The 14,416-nt window shown below is 33.6% G+C and carries 16 protein-coding genes; 7 read left to right on the forward strand and 9 right to left on the reverse strand.

Going from position 1 to position 14,416, the window contains the following annotated elements; translation table 11 throughout:
* Positions 1–12: 12 nt before the first annotated feature.
* The 5 genes from cheB to QYS49_RS16425 are packed head-to-tail and all read right to left on the reverse strand — an operon-like array spanning position 13 to position 4,756.
* The gene (gene cheB, locus QYS49_RS16405) at positions 13–1,050 is read right to left on the reverse strand and encodes a chemotaxis-specific protein-glutamate methyltransferase CheB (protein WP_308348852.1); all 1,038 of its coding nucleotides are present in this window, start codon (positions 1,048–1,050) and stop codon (positions 13–15) included.
* Positions 1,050–1,406, reverse strand: a complete 357-nt coding sequence (locus tag QYS49_RS16410; RefSeq protein ID WP_308348854.1) for a response regulator — start codon at positions 1,404–1,406, stop codon at positions 1,050–1,052. Before QYS49_RS16410 ends, cheB begins: the two co-directional genes overlap by 1 nt.
* A gap of 12 nt (positions 1,407–1,418) precedes the next feature.
* The gene (locus QYS49_RS16415) at positions 1,419–1,871 is read right to left on the reverse strand and encodes a chemotaxis protein CheD (protein WP_308348855.1); all 453 of its coding nucleotides are present in this window, start codon (positions 1,869–1,871) and stop codon (positions 1,419–1,421) included.
* A complete protein-coding gene (locus QYS49_RS16420) occupies positions 1,864–2,379 on the reverse strand; it encodes a chemotaxis protein CheW (protein WP_308348857.1) in 516 nt (171 codons plus the stop codon). The genes QYS49_RS16415 and QYS49_RS16420 overlap by 8 nt, the downstream gene beginning before the upstream one ends.
* A 1-nt stretch (position 2,380) precedes the next feature.
* Positions 2,381–4,756: a methyl-accepting chemotaxis protein gene (locus QYS49_RS16425; protein WP_308348858.1), complete on the reverse strand. Its 2,376-nt coding sequence runs from the start codon at positions 4,754–4,756 to the stop codon at positions 2,381–2,383.
* A gap of 270 nt (positions 4,757–5,026) precedes the next feature.
* On the opposite strand from QYS49_RS16425, the gene QYS49_RS16430 reads away from it, so the two are divergent.
* The 6 genes from QYS49_RS16430 (at position 5,027) to QYS49_RS16455 (ending at position 10,344) form a co-directional block, all read left to right on the forward strand.
* Positions 5,027–6,439: a response regulator gene (locus tag QYS49_RS16430; protein ID WP_308348859.1), complete on the forward strand. Its 1,413-nt coding sequence runs from the start codon at positions 5,027–5,029 to the stop codon at positions 6,437–6,439.
* On the forward strand, positions 6,432–7,085 hold the full coding sequence (locus QYS49_RS16435) for a response regulator transcription factor (protein ID WP_308348861.1): 654 nt from the start codon (positions 6,432–6,434) through the stop codon (positions 7,083–7,085). Before QYS49_RS16430 ends, QYS49_RS16435 begins: the two co-directional genes overlap by 8 nt.
* Positions 7,086–7,173: 88 nt before the next feature.
* Positions 7,174–7,437, forward strand: a complete 264-nt coding sequence (locus QYS49_RS16440; protein WP_308348863.1) for a (2Fe-2S) ferredoxin domain-containing protein — start codon at positions 7,174–7,176, stop codon at positions 7,435–7,437.
* A gap of 125 nt (positions 7,438–7,562) precedes the next feature.
* Positions 7,563–8,750: an MFS transporter gene (locus QYS49_RS16445; RefSeq protein WP_308348864.1), complete on the forward strand. Its 1,188-nt coding sequence runs from the start codon at positions 7,563–7,565 to the stop codon at positions 8,748–8,750.
* Positions 8,743–9,825, forward strand: coding sequence for an aminotransferase class V-fold PLP-dependent enzyme (locus QYS49_RS16450; RefSeq protein ID WP_308348866.1), 1,083 nt, complete (start codon positions 8,743–8,745; stop codon positions 9,823–9,825). Before QYS49_RS16445 ends, QYS49_RS16450 begins: the two co-directional genes overlap by 8 nt.
* A 72-nt stretch (positions 9,826–9,897) precedes the next feature.
* A complete protein-coding gene (locus QYS49_RS16455; RefSeq protein WP_308348868.1) occupies positions 9,898–10,344 on the forward strand; it encodes a hypothetical protein in 447 nt (148 codons plus the stop codon).
* Positions 10,345–10,363: 19 nt separating this feature from the next.
* Here the strand turns inward: QYS49_RS16455 and QYS49_RS16460 are convergent, their stop codons facing one another.
* The 4 genes from QYS49_RS16460 to folK all read right to left on the reverse strand — a co-directional run bounded on the left by QYS49_RS16460 (position 10,364) and on the right by folK (position 12,506).
* Positions 10,364–10,963 (reverse strand): MCP four helix bundle domain-containing protein, encoded by a 600-nt coding sequence (locus QYS49_RS16460; protein ID WP_308348869.1) that lies wholly within the window; start codon positions 10,961–10,963, stop codon positions 10,364–10,366.
* A gap of 113 nt (positions 10,964–11,076) precedes the next feature.
* The gene (locus QYS49_RS16465) at positions 11,077–11,730 is read right to left on the reverse strand and encodes a hypothetical protein (protein WP_308348871.1); all 654 of its coding nucleotides are present in this window, start codon (positions 11,728–11,730) and stop codon (positions 11,077–11,079) included.
* An 11-nt stretch (positions 11,731–11,741) separates the two neighbouring features.
* Positions 11,742–11,948, reverse strand: a complete 207-nt coding sequence (locus QYS49_RS16470) for a hypothetical protein (protein WP_308348872.1) — start codon at positions 11,946–11,948, stop codon at positions 11,742–11,744.
* A gap of 69 nt (positions 11,949–12,017) precedes the next feature.
* Positions 12,018–12,506, reverse strand: coding sequence for a 2-amino-4-hydroxy-6-hydroxymethyldihydropteridine diphosphokinase (gene folK, locus QYS49_RS16475; protein ID WP_308348874.1), 489 nt, complete (start codon positions 12,504–12,506; stop codon positions 12,018–12,020).
* 134 nt (positions 12,507–12,640) lie between these two features.
* Between folK and sppA the strand changes: the two genes are divergently transcribed.
* Positions 12,641–14,392 carry a signal peptide peptidase SppA gene (sppA, locus tag QYS49_RS16480; protein WP_308348876.1) on the forward strand — a complete coding sequence of 584 codons (1,752 nt, stop codon included), beginning with the start codon at positions 12,641–12,643 and terminating at the stop codon, positions 14,390–14,392.
* Positions 14,393–14,416: the final 24 nt, after the last annotated feature.

The following is a 14,416-nucleotide window of genomic DNA, read 5'->3' on the forward strand; positions in this document are numbered from 1 at the left end:
CTCTGAATATTTTTATAAACAACTTACCAAATAGCCACCCATTTGATTTAACGGTACTAATATATCGGTAGCTCCTGCATCAAATGCACTTTTCGGCATTCCATATACAACAGAAGTATCCTTATCTTGAGCTATAGTAACTCCTCCTTTGGCTTTCACTTTTTTTAATCCTTCCGTTCCGTCTTTCCCCATTCCTGTGAGGATTAACCCAATCATTCTATCACCATAAACTTCAGCAGCTGATTCCATCAAACAATCGATTGAAGGATTATTAAATTCTGTGTAAACTTTATCGGTAAAATGAACTACAACTCCACCAGTATGTGGATTTTTGCGTAATCGCATATTCGAATGGCCAGGAGCCAAATAAATGTAACCTGGCCTGATTTCCTCTCCAGATTCAGCTACTTTCACCATTAACTCGGTTAACTCATCCAATCTTTTAGCAAAAGAATGAATAAAACTATCAGGCATATGCTGGGCAATAATTACAGGCAAAATCAAATTATTGGGCAGTTGCTTCAATAAGTTTTCGATTGCACCAGGACCTCCAGTTGAAGCTCCAATTACTATGGCTGCATAAGCAGCTGTACCATGAAAAGCATGGCTGTTTTTATTTTCCTTAACCTCAATTTTCTTGATTTTAGATTCAGCAGCCACTTTCACTAAAGCGGTTAAAGGATAATCTTTAGCTTTAATGGAATTTGTAATATCATCTTTTGGCTTATCTAGAAAATCGAAAGCCCCTTTTTGTAAAGCATCGAAAACCAATCCATCATTTTTCTCTAAGGAACTTAGGAGAATAACCGGAGTAGGTATTTCTTTCATTATATTCTCGACCAAATATACTCCATCATAATCGGGCATAATCATATCAGAAATGATCACATCCGGCTGTAGCAATCTTGCTTTCTCTACTCCTTCTTTTCCATTTTTTGCAGTTCCTATTAATTCAATATCCGGATCTGATTTGAGGATATCAGAAAGTAGTATTCGCATTAAAGCTGAATCTTCTACGATTAAGGTTGATATGGTTTTGGTAGAACTCATTAGGCTTTAGCCAGTGCTTGCACCAATTGTTCTGAGGTAAAAGGTTTCACTATATAATCTTCAGCTCCCAAGCTCATTCCTTCTTCAATCACGGAATTTTGCCCTACTGCGCTGATCATATATACTTTTGAAGGTAAGCCTTCATCTTTATAAACTTTGAGGATATCAGTACCGATCATATCAGGTAAAATATTATCCAACGTGATGATATCTGGCTGCAATTCAAAAGCCAAGTCAATGGCTTCTTCTCCATTTGATGCCTGACCCACAATTTCGTAACCGCCTTCTTCCAGTGCATCTTTTATGAGCGTTCGCATATAAAGCGAATCATCTACAATTAAAACTTTCTTTCCCATTATCTTAATTTTTTAAATAGCGTAATTTGTATTTTGTGAGGAAACCGATAAGTCTCCATTTAAAGTATTAAAGCGAGCAGTTCGGCTTTTATTTCCGCCTACATCCTGACCAGCCAGAAAGATTTTATGATCTAAAATCAATTTCCTTAAGGTGCTTACATTGCGTTCCCCTGTATTGAAGCCTGAATTAAAAAGATTAGCACCACCCACTATTTTGGCTCGAAGGGCATTTCTATTACCTCCAATTTTTTCAATCTCTTCTATCAATTTTTCAAAAGCTGTTTTGGCATTATAAGTAGTATCTTTCTCTAATTCATCAGATAAAACTACATGTGCAGCAGCTGATATTTTATTGACTCTGTCATAAATAAACAGCCCTACACATGAACCTAAACCATAACAAGCAATGTTGGTCGGATCTTTAGTGACAATGAAATCACCTAAATTCAAAGCGTGCTCAAACATTTTCAGAAATTTTGTTATTTTTAAAAACACCATTCAATTCGCTTTCACTCATAGTTTTGAAAACATCCAACATAATGATAAGCCGATCTTCTAATTTTACAATTCCTTTGATGTAGGATTGATCTGTTCCGCCATCTTGAATGATATTTGCAGAATCCTCAATTTGAGATTGCTTTACATTTAATGTATTAGGCAACTCTCTTACCAAAACACCCATTTTCACTTCATCGCTCTCTACTACCAAAGTGTAGTTATTAGCAGCTTCTGCTGAATCTTGCTTCAAACCAAACTTTTCTTCCAAATCCACCACCGCTATGATATTTCCTCTGATATTGGCTACCCCTTTCACATAAGGAGGTGTTTGAGGCAAGCGTGTGATATGAGGAGTTGGGACCACTTCCTTGATTTGTCCTATTTGCAAACCGTATTCCTCATCGCCCAATCGAAATACAATTAATTGTGATTTCTGCTGGTTTTCTTTGATATCCTTTTCCTTTACGGCTTCCATATTAAACTTTAGTTAAGGTGAACTTTTTGATACCTGATTTCAATTCTTCTGCAATTTTGCTTAACTGATTGCTGGCATCTGTTACTTCTACCATACCTGCATTCAATTCTTGTGAAGAACTCGCAACTTGCTGAGTTCCTGCTGCAGTTTCTTCCGCTACTACTACAATCTGCTCAATGTTTTTCACAACCGCTTCAATAGCCTCTCTCTGCCCATTTGATGCAGATAAAATCTCTTTTGAATGTTGGAAAGTTGTATCACTAGAGCCTGCAATTTCCACGAAAATGCTCTCTGCATCTTTGGTTGCATTACCACCTTCTTTCACACTGGTTTTCATACTTTCTATTGCTTTACCAGCCGATACTGTGTCTTTTTGAACATCACTAATGATTTTCTCTATATCCACAGCTGATTTTCTTGAATCTTCCGCTAGTTTTCTGATTTCTTCTGCTACCACTGCAAATCCTCTACCTGCATCACCGGCTCTTGCTGCTTCTATGGCTGCATTTAGTGCCAATAAATTGGTTTGAGAGGCGATGTCTGTAATTACATTTAATGTTCTCCCAATTTCTTCAGCTCTTTCTGTAAGGATAGCGATTGATTCAGATGTTTTTATAGCAGAACTATCAATTCCAGTCATATTCTCAACCAAGTTCTTAATGATTTTCAAGCCCTCTTCTGAGCGTTTTTGACCATCTTGAGCGGTTTTATTAATAAAATCAGCTTTTGACTGCATCTCCTGAGATGATTTCATCACACCATCTACCAATTTTGAAGACTCATCCGTTCTTAGCGCTTGGTCTTGAGCACCTTTTGCCATTTGAGAAATTGCAGAGGCTACCTCATTTGAACTGTTTTTAATACCTTCACTTCTCTTCAATAAATTTCCTGAAGAAGTTGAAACTACTTCAGCTCCATTATTAATGCTATTCAGTACATCATTTAAGTTATCAAGTGCACTATTTACTTCACCTGCAACATCAGAATCATTTTGTACTCTCTGAGTTAAATCACCTTTTGCCATAGCACGGATTACTTCAATCACATCAGATTGCTCTTCCATGGCTTGTTGGATTTCCTGCTCTTTTAATTTTTGCTCAGTGATATCATATCGAACACCAATATATTTAACTGGCTTACCATTTGGTCCTAAGACAGGAGCAATGATAGCATCTACAAAATAGGGATCGCCATTTTTCTTTCTGTTTTTAATTTCTCCACGGAATATATTTCCTCTCCCAATGGTAGACCACATTTCTTTAAAAAGTGACTTAGGGGAATCTTCATGCCTAAACATGCTATGTGGTTGTCCTATACATTCTTCACGGGTATAGCCTGTTACTTCTAGTAATTTATCGTTTACAAAAGTGATATTACCTTTCAAATCAGACTCAGAAACTAAACAAGCAACATTTATTTGATCCATTCTGGTCTCTAATTCTGTTTCCATCGCTTGAAACTTTTTAGCAGTCTCGGTCGCCTCTTCCTCAGCTTTTTTACTTTCTTCCATAGCTGTAATCACTTCCTGCTCTTTTAGCTTCTGCTCTGTGATGTCATATCGAACTCCAATATATTTTACAGGTTTTCCGTTTGGACCCAAAACAGGAGCTATAATAGCATCCACAAAGTATGGATCCCCATTCTTTTTTCTATTCTTAATTTCACCACGGAATATATTTCCCTTTCCAATAGTAGCCCACATTTCCTTAAAGAGAGATTTAGGTGAATCTGCATGACGGAACATGCTGTGTGGTTGCCCTATACATTCTTCACGGGTATAGCCTGTTACTTCTAATAATTTATCGTTTACAAAAGTGATATTACCTTTCAAATCAGACTCAGAAACTAAACAAGCAATATCAATTTGCTCCATTCTAGTATTCAGCTCTACTTTTACTTTTTCGTATTCTTGTGCAACTAAATATGCTTCTTGAGCCTCCTTTTTCTTTTTAGTAATATCAAGGGCATATTTAATTACTTTAACTATTTGACCACTTTCATCCGGAATAGGAGTGTATGATGCTTGTAACCAAATTTCATTACCTGTTTTACCGAATCTTAAGAACTCCCCATTCTGAGGATCACCAGCTGCTAAACTCTTCCAAAAAGCTTTGTACTCGTCACTTCCTGCAAAATCATCAGAAACAAAAATGCGATGATGTTCCCCTTTAATTTCTTTTAAAGAATAGCCTACAGTTATAAGGAACTGATCGTTGGCATTCAAAATATTCCCTTGTGGATCAAACTCAACAGATGCGAATGCATTGTTCACTGCGTTGATATGATTTTCAAGATCTTGACCATTTGATTTTTGGGACTTAGCCTCCTTAGATTTAGGGGCAATATTTTCTTCTAGTTTTGTGGCTGCTTTTACCATGTCTTTTTTATATTTTTATGATGATATAAAGGTAGGGTAGCAAGAAACTGTAATCAATCAAGATTTTTATGTATTTTTTCATGGTAAATAATACTCATTTATTTCTAAGTATAATTACTTAAAAAGTTTGTTTAATTTAAAGTAGTACACTTATTCAAGATTTAAGTCAAAATATTATTGAAATAATATCAACCTAATTTTTGTTGTAAATAAGAAAATTGCCTATTATTAATATTCCTAAAAGTTTTTGGAGCGAACCAATAAAACACAATGCCTAAAAGCATCTTAATAGTTGAAGATTCAGAGATAGTCAGCATGCATCTGCAAAAAGTATTGCAAAGGGCCAACTATAATGTTTTGGCCAAACTTATTTCTGGAGAGGATGCCATAAACTTTATAAAAACCCAAACTCCTTCTTTGATCATTATGGACGTAATGATAGAAGGAAAATATGATGGTATCGAAACTTCAATAGAGATCAATAAAATTAAAGATATTCCTGTTATTTATCTTACTGCTCTCAATGACAAGAAAACCATAGACCGCGCAAAGCTAACTTTTCCTAATACTTTCCTTAGTAAACCCTTTTCTGAGTCAGAGTTACTAAGCAATGTGGAATTAAGTTTATTCAAACATCAAGCAGATCAAGAAAAAAAAGGATCTCAAAAGCTTCTCTCCACCATCTTAGATAATATAAAAAGCTGTGTAATCGTAGTCGATGCAGAATTTAAAATTCGATATCTAAATAAATTCACTGCTGACTTACTCAATACCTTATCTGAAATAATTCTAGAATTTAAATTAGGGGATGATATAAAAATTTCAAATCTAGATGATGAACCGCTGTCAATTTCATTATTAAAAGATAACAATCAAGAAACCGTTGCCACACAAGAGATCATTTATATCAATTTTGTGGGAAGGAAATTCCCTATAAACAACATTAATATTACGAGGGCAAAATTTTTCAATAATGAACAGGAGCAATATCTCATTATGTTTAATGATGCAAAAGAAAGCTTAGAAAAGCTACAAAAAGAAAAAAAAGAAAAGAGATTAAAGCTTGCAGCACAAATAGAAGGTGCTGAATCTGAAAGAGCCAGGGTTAGTCGAGAATTACATGATGGGTTGGGACAGATGCTAAATGTTGTTAAAATGAATACAAGAAGTCTGGTAGAAGACAATTCGGTTAAAGAGAAATTGGTAAAATTGATTGATGCCTCCATTGACGAATCACATAAAATATCGGAAAATCTGATGCCATCAAAACTACAAATATTTGATTTAAAATCTAGTTTGGAGGATCTATTCTATAATTACGAATCTAGTAACTTTAAAATAGATTTTACCACCAATATTAAAGATGGAGAATTAGAGGAAATAAAGATTAATATTTATAGAATTGTTCAGGAAGCATTAAATAATATTCAAAAACATGCAAAAGCTAAAAATGTATCAGTTCAGCTTTATTTAAAGAAGAATGTTATCAGGTTAAGTGTTGAAGATGACGGAGTTGGTTTTGATTTGAAAACTGCAAAAACAGAAACAGGTAAAAATAATAGCCACGGGCTCTTAAACATGATTGATAGAGTAAAATCAATGGGAGGCACAATTGATATTGATAGCAATACCAAATTTGGAACTAATATCATTATAAACATTAATTCGAAAAACTATGCTTAAAATATTACTGGCAGATGACCACCAATTAGTTCGGAATGGAATCAAGATGTTTTTAGAATCAGAGAAAGATTTTGAAGTTATTGGAGAAGCTAAAAATGGATTAGAAGCCATTGAAAAAAACAATGAGCTTAAACCCGACTTAGTACTTCTTGACATATCAATGCCAGATAAAAATGGACTTGAGGCAGCTCCTGAAATTTTATCTACAGCTCATGATCCCAAAATTGTTATGTTAAGTATGTATTTAGATGAACAATATATCAATACTTGCATGGAATCGGGTGTTCATGGTTATATACATAAAGGAGCTGATAAGGAAGAGTTAATAAACGGAGTAAAAAAAGTTATGGAAGGGGTTAGCTTCTACAGCAAAGATGTTAGAGATGTAATGGTTAACAATTATATTTCAAGTCTTAAAAAGAAAAAACAGCAGCTAGCACAACCGAAAATAAGCCTAACAAAAAGAGAGCTAGAAATTGTTAAATTAATTATGAAAGGCTATACAAGTAATCAAATAGCAGAAGAGCTATTCATAAGCAACCGGACCGTTGATACCCATAGAGCGAACTTAATGCAGAAGTTGGAAGTTAAAAATTCAATTGAGTTAATAAATAAAGTGACTGAGGAGAATTTATTGGTAGATTGATTACTTCATGATTTTATAATGAAACAATTCTTCCCGAATTTGGTAATGAGAATGGAAGAATCGTAAACTTAAAAACCAATTCTATTAATTGAAACCTGCAAAAAACCAAAATCATCTTATTTTTATTTGTACTGGAAAAGACTGCCAAAAAAATGGTTGTGAAGAATTGAAGTCAGAATTAAAACAATCGTTTAAAGCAAATAAAATTAAAAATGTGAAGCTCATCAAAACCAAATGCATGGATTATTGTAAGCTGGGGCCCAATTTGGTAGTCAATGGTAAATTATTGCATGAATGCAAAAATGAAGATATTTCAACTATTATAGAAATACTTAAAAACTCAACGTCCTAGAATAAAAGAATCTTTTAATTTTAAATATTCTAACCCGAAAAAGTAACTAAAAATCCATTATAGTAGTTAATATTATTTATTTCAATGTTGCTACATCTAAATTCGTGTCTTGTTAACAATCTACTATGACTAAAGCGCCATTATACACTAAAGATTTCTTGCTTCATTGCTTTAGCTACCTTTTAATGGCTGTGTCATTTTATTTTTTACTTCCCACCCTTCCCACTTTCGTAACCGATGTTTTAGGTGAAAGTGCAGACAAAGTAGGCTACATCATTGGAATTTACGCCTTATCTGCTCTAATAGTTAGACCTTTAAGTGGCTATGCTTTTGATAAATATGGGAGAAGAAAATTATTCCTTTTTGCCATGTTTTGCTATGCATTAGTTATGGCAACCTATGGATTAGCTGCATCTTTTATCTTTTTATTATTCTTAAGGTTAGTAAATGGAGCCTTTTGGGGAATAGTAACTACAGGTGGGGGAACTATCACTTCCGACTTAGTACCTAACAGCAGAAGAGGTGAAGGAATTGGAATTTTTGGACTTTCCATGACTTTAAGTATGGCTATTGGGCCATTAATAGGATTGCAGATTTTAAGAGAAACTGGGAGCTACCATGTTTTATTTATCACCTCTGGAGTTTTATGTTCATTGGCTGTGATTATGTCATTTTTTGTAAATCACCCTAAAATCAGTAATCGAAACAATAAGCTTAGCTGGGAAAATGTATTTGAACCTAAAGTTTTGAAGGTTTCTATAGTCATGCTGCTATTAGCATTTCCTTTTGCAGGTATTATGTCATTTATTACACTTTTTGCTAAAGAACTATCGATCGAAAGTACTGGAATGTTCTTTCTAATTTATGCTATAGGAGTTAGCATTATCAGGCCTACAACTGGAAAAATGATGGACAAAAAGGGCCCAGCATTTGTGATGGCGCTGAGTTTTGTAGGCACTATCTCTGGTTTAATTCTATTATCCCAAAGCACAGCTGAGCCAGGTTTTCTATTAGCTGCTTTTGTTATGGGCTTAGGAAATGGTATTGTAATGCCAACATTGCAAACTATGGTAATCAATATGGTGAAACCAGAAAAAAGAGGAGTCGCTACTAGTACTTTCTTCTCTTCCATTGATTTAGGTATAGGAATTGGCGCTTTTTTCTTAGGAAACGTAGCAGAAATTTTTTCGCTATCTCAGATGTACTTATTTTGCGCTATCGGTATGCTTATTCCAGCAGCTTTGTTTTTTGGAATAACATTATCTGATTATAAGAAAAAGTCAAAAATAAGTCTAGAAACCGCCAATGTCTGAATTATTCTTTACCCCAGGACCCACAGCTTTATATTTTACAGCTGAAGAGCATATTAAAACTGCTTTAAAAAAAGGTGTTTGCAGTACCTCTCATAGGGGACAGCAATTCAAAGATATTTATAAAGAATGTCAGCAAAACTTGAGAAAGTTAATGGATATTCCTGAAGATTATCATGTATTGATCACTTCTTCTGCCAATGAAGCTTGGGAAAGAATTATTGAAAATTGCGTTGAAAAAGAAAGTTACCATATAAGTATGGGAGCTTTCTCAGCACGTTTTGCGAAAACGGCTACTCAGCTTGGCAGAACTGTCCATGAATTAGTGGTGGAAGACGGTACAGTTCCAGATTTCGATGCAATAGATGTACCTGAAAGTGCAGAACTTATTACCATATGTTTGAATGAATCAGCTTGTGGCACGACATTTCCTTTGGATACGATTAACGCTTTAAGGGAAAAACATCCTGATAAATTGATTGCTGTAGATGGTGTTTCAGGAGTTCCAGTGATCCCAATTGATTTCAGAAATATTGATACACTCTACTTCTCTGTTCAAAAGGCATTTGGCCTTCCTGCTGGATTAGGGATATGGATAGTAAACAACCGATGTTTGGAAAAAGCAGAGAAAATGGCGTCTTCTGGAAAAGTAATTGGTTCTTATCACCGATTACCTGATATGGTAGAAAAAGCTCAAGTATATCAGACTGCAGAAACTCCAAACATTCTAGGAATTTATACCTTAGCAAAAGTTGCTTCAGATATGTTAGAAAAGGGAATTCTCCCTATCAGAAGAGAAATTGATTATAAATCCGCCATTTTAAATCAAGTAATTGAAGCACATCCTCAACTTCATCATTTTGTAGAAAATGATAAGCACAGGTCCAAAACAGTGAAGGTTATCAAAACTGATTTTGATAGCAGCTTACTTATTGACCATCTTAAACAGAAAAAAATTCATATTGGAACAGGCTATGGTGGCTATAAAAAAGAGCAAGTGCGAATAGCTAATTTCCCTACGCATTCTAAAGAACAAACAGAAATGCTAGTGGACTTGATAGAGGCTTTTAGGGTTTAATTTTTGAATTATATTTAATGTAATCATCACAAAAAATTATCGACCAATGAATAAATTACTTGTACTTTTTTTTTGTTTACAGCTCAAACAGGATTTAGTCAAATTGATGAACCTTTAATCGAACGAAAAGGAAATCTGGTTCAAAATCGATATTTTATTTTAGGTGAGGAAGTATCAGAACGGCAGGTTTTGAAGAAAATGTTACCTTTTGAAGCAGCTCATAAAAGGATGAAGTCATCTAGAAGATGGGCATTTACTTCAGCAATCATTGCAGGATTTGGTGTGGGCACTTTTTTGCCCACTTTTTTTGACCCATCCCCTGAAATTACTGTTCCATTACTTATCACCGGAATTAGTTTAATTGCAATTGCTCTTCCCTTGAAAAGCTTAGCCAATCGAAAAGCGGATGAAGCTATTGATCTCTATAATTCGCGGAAAATAATGGGGTATAAAAAGTCCCATTCCCATATAAACTTTACTTTTAACCAATATGGAATTGGTCTTAACTTAAAATTTTGAGAGAATCTGAATAAGTGTTTTATTCTTCCTCTTTAGGTTTATACATCACAATTATTTGAACAATAATGGCAAGAAAAATTAATATGTATATTTCGATCTGAGTGAATAATTCTACTGAATCCATTGCCCTTCTACTAATTTGTAATTGCCTCCCACCTTCTTTTAATTGAATTGCTGCTAAATTTTCAAGATTACTTTTGACCTCTGGGAATTGATCAAAAAGTAAAGCATTTTGCAAGAAATTAGATTGAATAAATTCTGATTCATTTTCTTTCAATACTTGATAATTAACTTTAAAATCACCTAAAATCTCTCTTTCCTTAGTTGTTAATTTAGTTTGATCATATCTTAACAGATAATTGTCTATTTCATTATCTATCAAATTATTTTGGTTAGCATAAAAACTTGAATCAGATTTTATAGCCGCTATTTCCTTTTTGTTTATCAAAGCTGAAATTTTGAAAATCAAATCTTTAGCTACCAACCTATCTTCATATATGGTCTCAATAGCATTACTAATCTGTAAGAAATTATTTCTATCTACTAAGTTCGTGGTAATAACCAGTGTGATGATCATCAATATGCCTAAAACCCATTTAATCTTATTGTAAAGCTTCATTATTGAATAATTGATTTATATTTATCGATACTAAAATTAAACAAAATATATAAAAAAAGCTGTCTGATAGATATCAAAACAGCTTTAATTTTCAGTTAATAAATTATAATTATTTACTCTTCTATTTCAACTTCTTCTACTTCTTTTATCTTTTCCTTATCAGCCTTTTTAGTTTCCATCATTTTATCATGCACCTGATTATGTTGCATTTTTAGGCGCTCTTTAGCTTCCGCTACTTTTGCTTCGGCTTTTTTAATTTTTTCTTTCTTTTCCAATATTTCCTCATCGGACATACTTTCTTCCTGCTCAGCCTTAAGTAATTTCTCTTTTGCTTTAGCTATTTTTTCTTCTGATCTTTCAATCGCCTCTTGAGCTTTTTGCATGTTTTCATGAGTAGCCATCATTTTTTGCTTAGCTTCCTCAGAACGGATATGACCAAATTCTTTTCCAGTCATTTCACCTTTCATTTTACCATGCATTTTTCCTTGATGGTCTTCTTCTGATTTCCCTTTTTTCTTTTTCAAAGGTTTGCCATCCATATGTTTATCAGATTCATGCATTTCTTTATGCTCTTCATCCATTTCTTCCTGCCTCTCCAATTCCTTTTCTACTTCCTTACTAATCTCACTAGAAGATTTACTTTTAGCCATTTCCTTTTTCTCTTTGCCTTTTTCAGATTTTCCCTGAGAAAAGCTTTCTAATTGAATTCCTGTCATAAACATCATGATGAATAGACAGATAATAGGTTTTCTTAATTTAGTTTCCATAATTCTCAAGTTTAAATGTCCTCCAATAATTTATCCACTTCTTTTTCAGTCTCCTCAGCCTCATCTTGTGCTTTTTCAGATGACTTTACTACTTCATCCGCAATCTGTTCTTCTTGTTTAATATCAGCTTCTGATGCTTCCTTTTCCGAATTAGAATTTCCGCATGAAGCAAATAAAAAAATCAAAGCTGAACACAGCATAAAAATATAGTTTCTCATAATCTTATTATAATTTGGTTTTCACTTGAATATAAGAATATTTTTATTTTGAAGATATATTAAACAGGATTAATATTTCGTAAACAGAGAAACCTCCAAATTATCTTCACAATTATCCAATAGCTTCTTTTGAGATAATTGCATTTTTGGATGTATAAACTCTGGACAAATTTCAACTAGAGGTACTAAAGTAAATCTTCTCTTTGGAATGCCTTGGTGTGGAATTTCTAAATCATCTTCCTTATAAATAATATCATGATAATATAAGATATCAATATCAATTAAACGTTCCCCCCATTTTATTTTTCTAACTCTGCCCAATTCAAGTTCGATTTCTAAAATAACTTTCAATAAATCCATAGGTGCTAAAGAAGTATCCACTTGTATAACCTGATTTAAAAAAGCTTGCTGATCCGTTATGCCCCAAGCGGCAGTTTCGTAAACAGCTGACTTTTTAACCAACTTAATCCCTTTATATTCTAAAGCTTTGATAGCTAGTTGCAATACTTTAGCTCTATCCCCTAAATTGCTCCCAAGTAGTAAGAATATTCCTTCCATAATTAAGTTTCGCCATCAATAGAATTATACTTTTATATAAAGCTATTTTATAGCTACTTTGTAAGTTGATTGCAATATTAATTGAATTAATATTGCATTAAAATTTAATCGATTATCAATCTTTAATTATTCTTATGAAAAATTTCTTTAAAATCTTCTTTGCCAGCCTACTTGCATTAATAATATTCTTTGTTGGCTTCTTTTTAATTTTTGCGGGAATAGCTTCCCAAGATAGTGAGGTGAAAATTTCTGAAAACTCCTTTTTGGAAATAAAATTAAACCGACCAATAGTAGAAATGACTTCCGATGATCCTTTTGCGGAATTTAGTCAGGCACTTACGAATGAACCTACTCCTATTAGCTTGAAAGATATCTTAGAATCTATTGAAAATGCTAAAACGGATGAAAAAATAAAAGGTATCTATTTGGATGCTCCTTATGTAATGGCAGGTTTTGCTCAAATTGAAGAAATTAGAAATGCTTTGATTGATTTCAAAGAATCTGGTAAACCTATATTAGCTTATAGCGAGACTTATACTGAAACAGGTTATTATATAGCTTCAGTGGCGAATGATATCGTATTAAACCCAGCTGGAATGTTGGATATGAGTGGTCTTTCTTCTGAAGTTACCTTTTTTAAAGGTACTTTAGAAAAATTAAACATTGAACCTCAAATATTCAGAGTGGGTACATTCAAAAGCGCTGTTGAGCCATTCATTAGAAAAGATATGAGTGAAGCCAGCAAGGAGCAGATTAGCGTCCTTTTAAACTCTGTTTATGGTGTTTTAATCAATAATGTAGCTAATTCTAGAGGAATAGATGCAACTGAATTAAGAGCAATCTCTGATGAACTTAAAGTAAGAACCACTGAAGATGCTTTAAATTATAAGTTGGTTACTCAACTAGGTTATTACGATGAAGTATTAACTAAAATGAGAGAAATAGCAGGACTTGAAGAAGATGCTAAAATACCTGTGGTTTCAGTAAAAAAATATAGTAAATCATTTATTGCAGATAAATACAATGCCAATAGAATTGCAGTAATTATAGCAGAAGGGAATATCGTTTCAGGAAAAGGAGGAGAAGGAACTATTGGTTCAGATGTATTTGCTAAAGAAATTAGAAAAGCCAGATTGGATGATAAAATTAAGGCAATAGTATTGAGAATCAATAGCCCAGGAGGAAGTGCCTTAGCTTCTGATGTAATGTGGAGAGAAGTTAAATTAGCCAAAGAAGTGAAACCTGTAATTGCCTCTATGTCAAGTGTGGCTGCTTCAGGTGGATATTATATGGCTATGGCTTGTGATACTATTGTAGCGCAGCCAAATACCATCACTGGTTCAATTGGTATTTTCGCTATCATCCCAGACTTATCTAAATTTATGGACACCAAATTAGGAATCACCTTTGACAGAGTGAGTACTGGAGAATATTCTAATTTATATACTGTCAGCAGAAGTTTAAATGAAGCTGAAAAGCAAATTATCCAAAATTCAGTGGAAAGAGGGTATGAAGATTTCACTGAAAAAGCTGCTGAGGGCAGAAATATGTCAATAGATGAATTATTAAATGTAGCTTCAGGAAGAGTTTGGTCTGGAATTGAAGCCAAAGATAATGGTTTAGTTGATGTATTAGGCAGTTTTGATGATGCAGTTAATATTGCAGCCAATTCAGCTGGACTTGAAGAAGGAGACTATATGAGAGTATATTACCCAGAAAAGAAACCATTTTTTCAGCAATTATTAAATGAAATGGGATCTTCTGCTAAAGTTTTACATAAAAAATATACTTATGGCGAAATGGCTAATTATGTAGAAGAGTTAGAATATGTAATGGAAAACAAAGGATTACAAACAAGAATGCCATTTGATTTGGAAATCAAATAATTTGCCCCTTTTTTTACATTATAG

It is taken from the genome of Marivirga salinae (assembly GCF_030503855.1).
Classification (GTDB): domain Bacteria; phylum Bacteroidota; class Bacteroidia; order Cytophagales; family Cyclobacteriaceae; genus Marivirga; species Marivirga salinarum.

Bases quoted from the DNA above. Each gene is read 5' to 3' on its own strand.
- QYS49_RS16410 (WP_308348854.1), bottom strand. From the start codon at position 1,406: ATGGGAAAGAAAGTTTTAATTGTAGATGATTCGCTTTATATGCGAACG.
- folK (WP_308348874.1), bottom strand. From the start codon at position 12,506: ATGGAAGGAATATTCTTACTACTTGGGAGCAATTTAGGGGATAGAGCT.
- QYS49_RS16420 (WP_308348857.1), bottom strand. From the start codon at position 2,379: ATGGAAGCCGTAAAGGAAAAGGATATCAAAGAAAACCAGCAGAAATCA.
- QYS49_RS16450 (WP_308348866.1), top strand. From the start codon at position 8,743: ATGTCTGAATTATTCTTTACCCCAGGACCCACAGCTTTATATTTTACA.
- QYS49_RS16465 (WP_308348871.1), bottom strand. From the start codon at position 11,730: ATGGAAACTAAATTAAGAAAACCTATTATCTGTCTATTCATCATGATG.
- QYS49_RS16435 (WP_308348861.1), top strand. From the start codon at position 6,432: ATGCTTAAAATATTACTGGCAGATGACCACCAATTAGTTCGGAATGGA.
- QYS49_RS16460 (WP_308348869.1), bottom strand. From the start codon at position 10,963: ATGAAGCTTTACAATAAGATTAAATGGGTTTTAGGCATATTGATGATC.
- sppA (WP_308348876.1), top strand. From the start codon at position 12,641: ATGAAAAATTTCTTTAAAATCTTCTTTGCCAGCCTACTTGCATTAATA.
- QYS49_RS16445 (WP_308348864.1), top strand. From the start codon at position 7,563: ATGACTAAAGCGCCATTATACACTAAAGATTTCTTGCTTCATTGCTTT.
- QYS49_RS16415 (WP_308348855.1), bottom strand. From the start codon at position 1,871: ATGTTTGAGCACGCTTTGAATTTAGGTGATTTCATTGTCACTAAAGAT.
- QYS49_RS16430 (WP_308348859.1), top strand. From the start codon at position 5,027: ATGCCTAAAAGCATCTTAATAGTTGAAGATTCAGAGATAGTCAGCATG.
- QYS49_RS16425 (WP_308348858.1), bottom strand. From the start codon at position 4,756: ATGGTAAAAGCAGCCACAAAACTAGAAGAAAATATTGCCCCTAAATCT.
- cheB (WP_308348852.1), bottom strand. From the start codon at position 1,050: ATGAGTTCTACCAAAACCATATCAACCTTAATCGTAGAAGATTCAGCT.
- QYS49_RS16470 (WP_308348872.1), bottom strand. From the start codon at position 11,948: ATGAGAAACTATATTTTTATGCTGTGTTCAGCTTTGATTTTTTTATTT.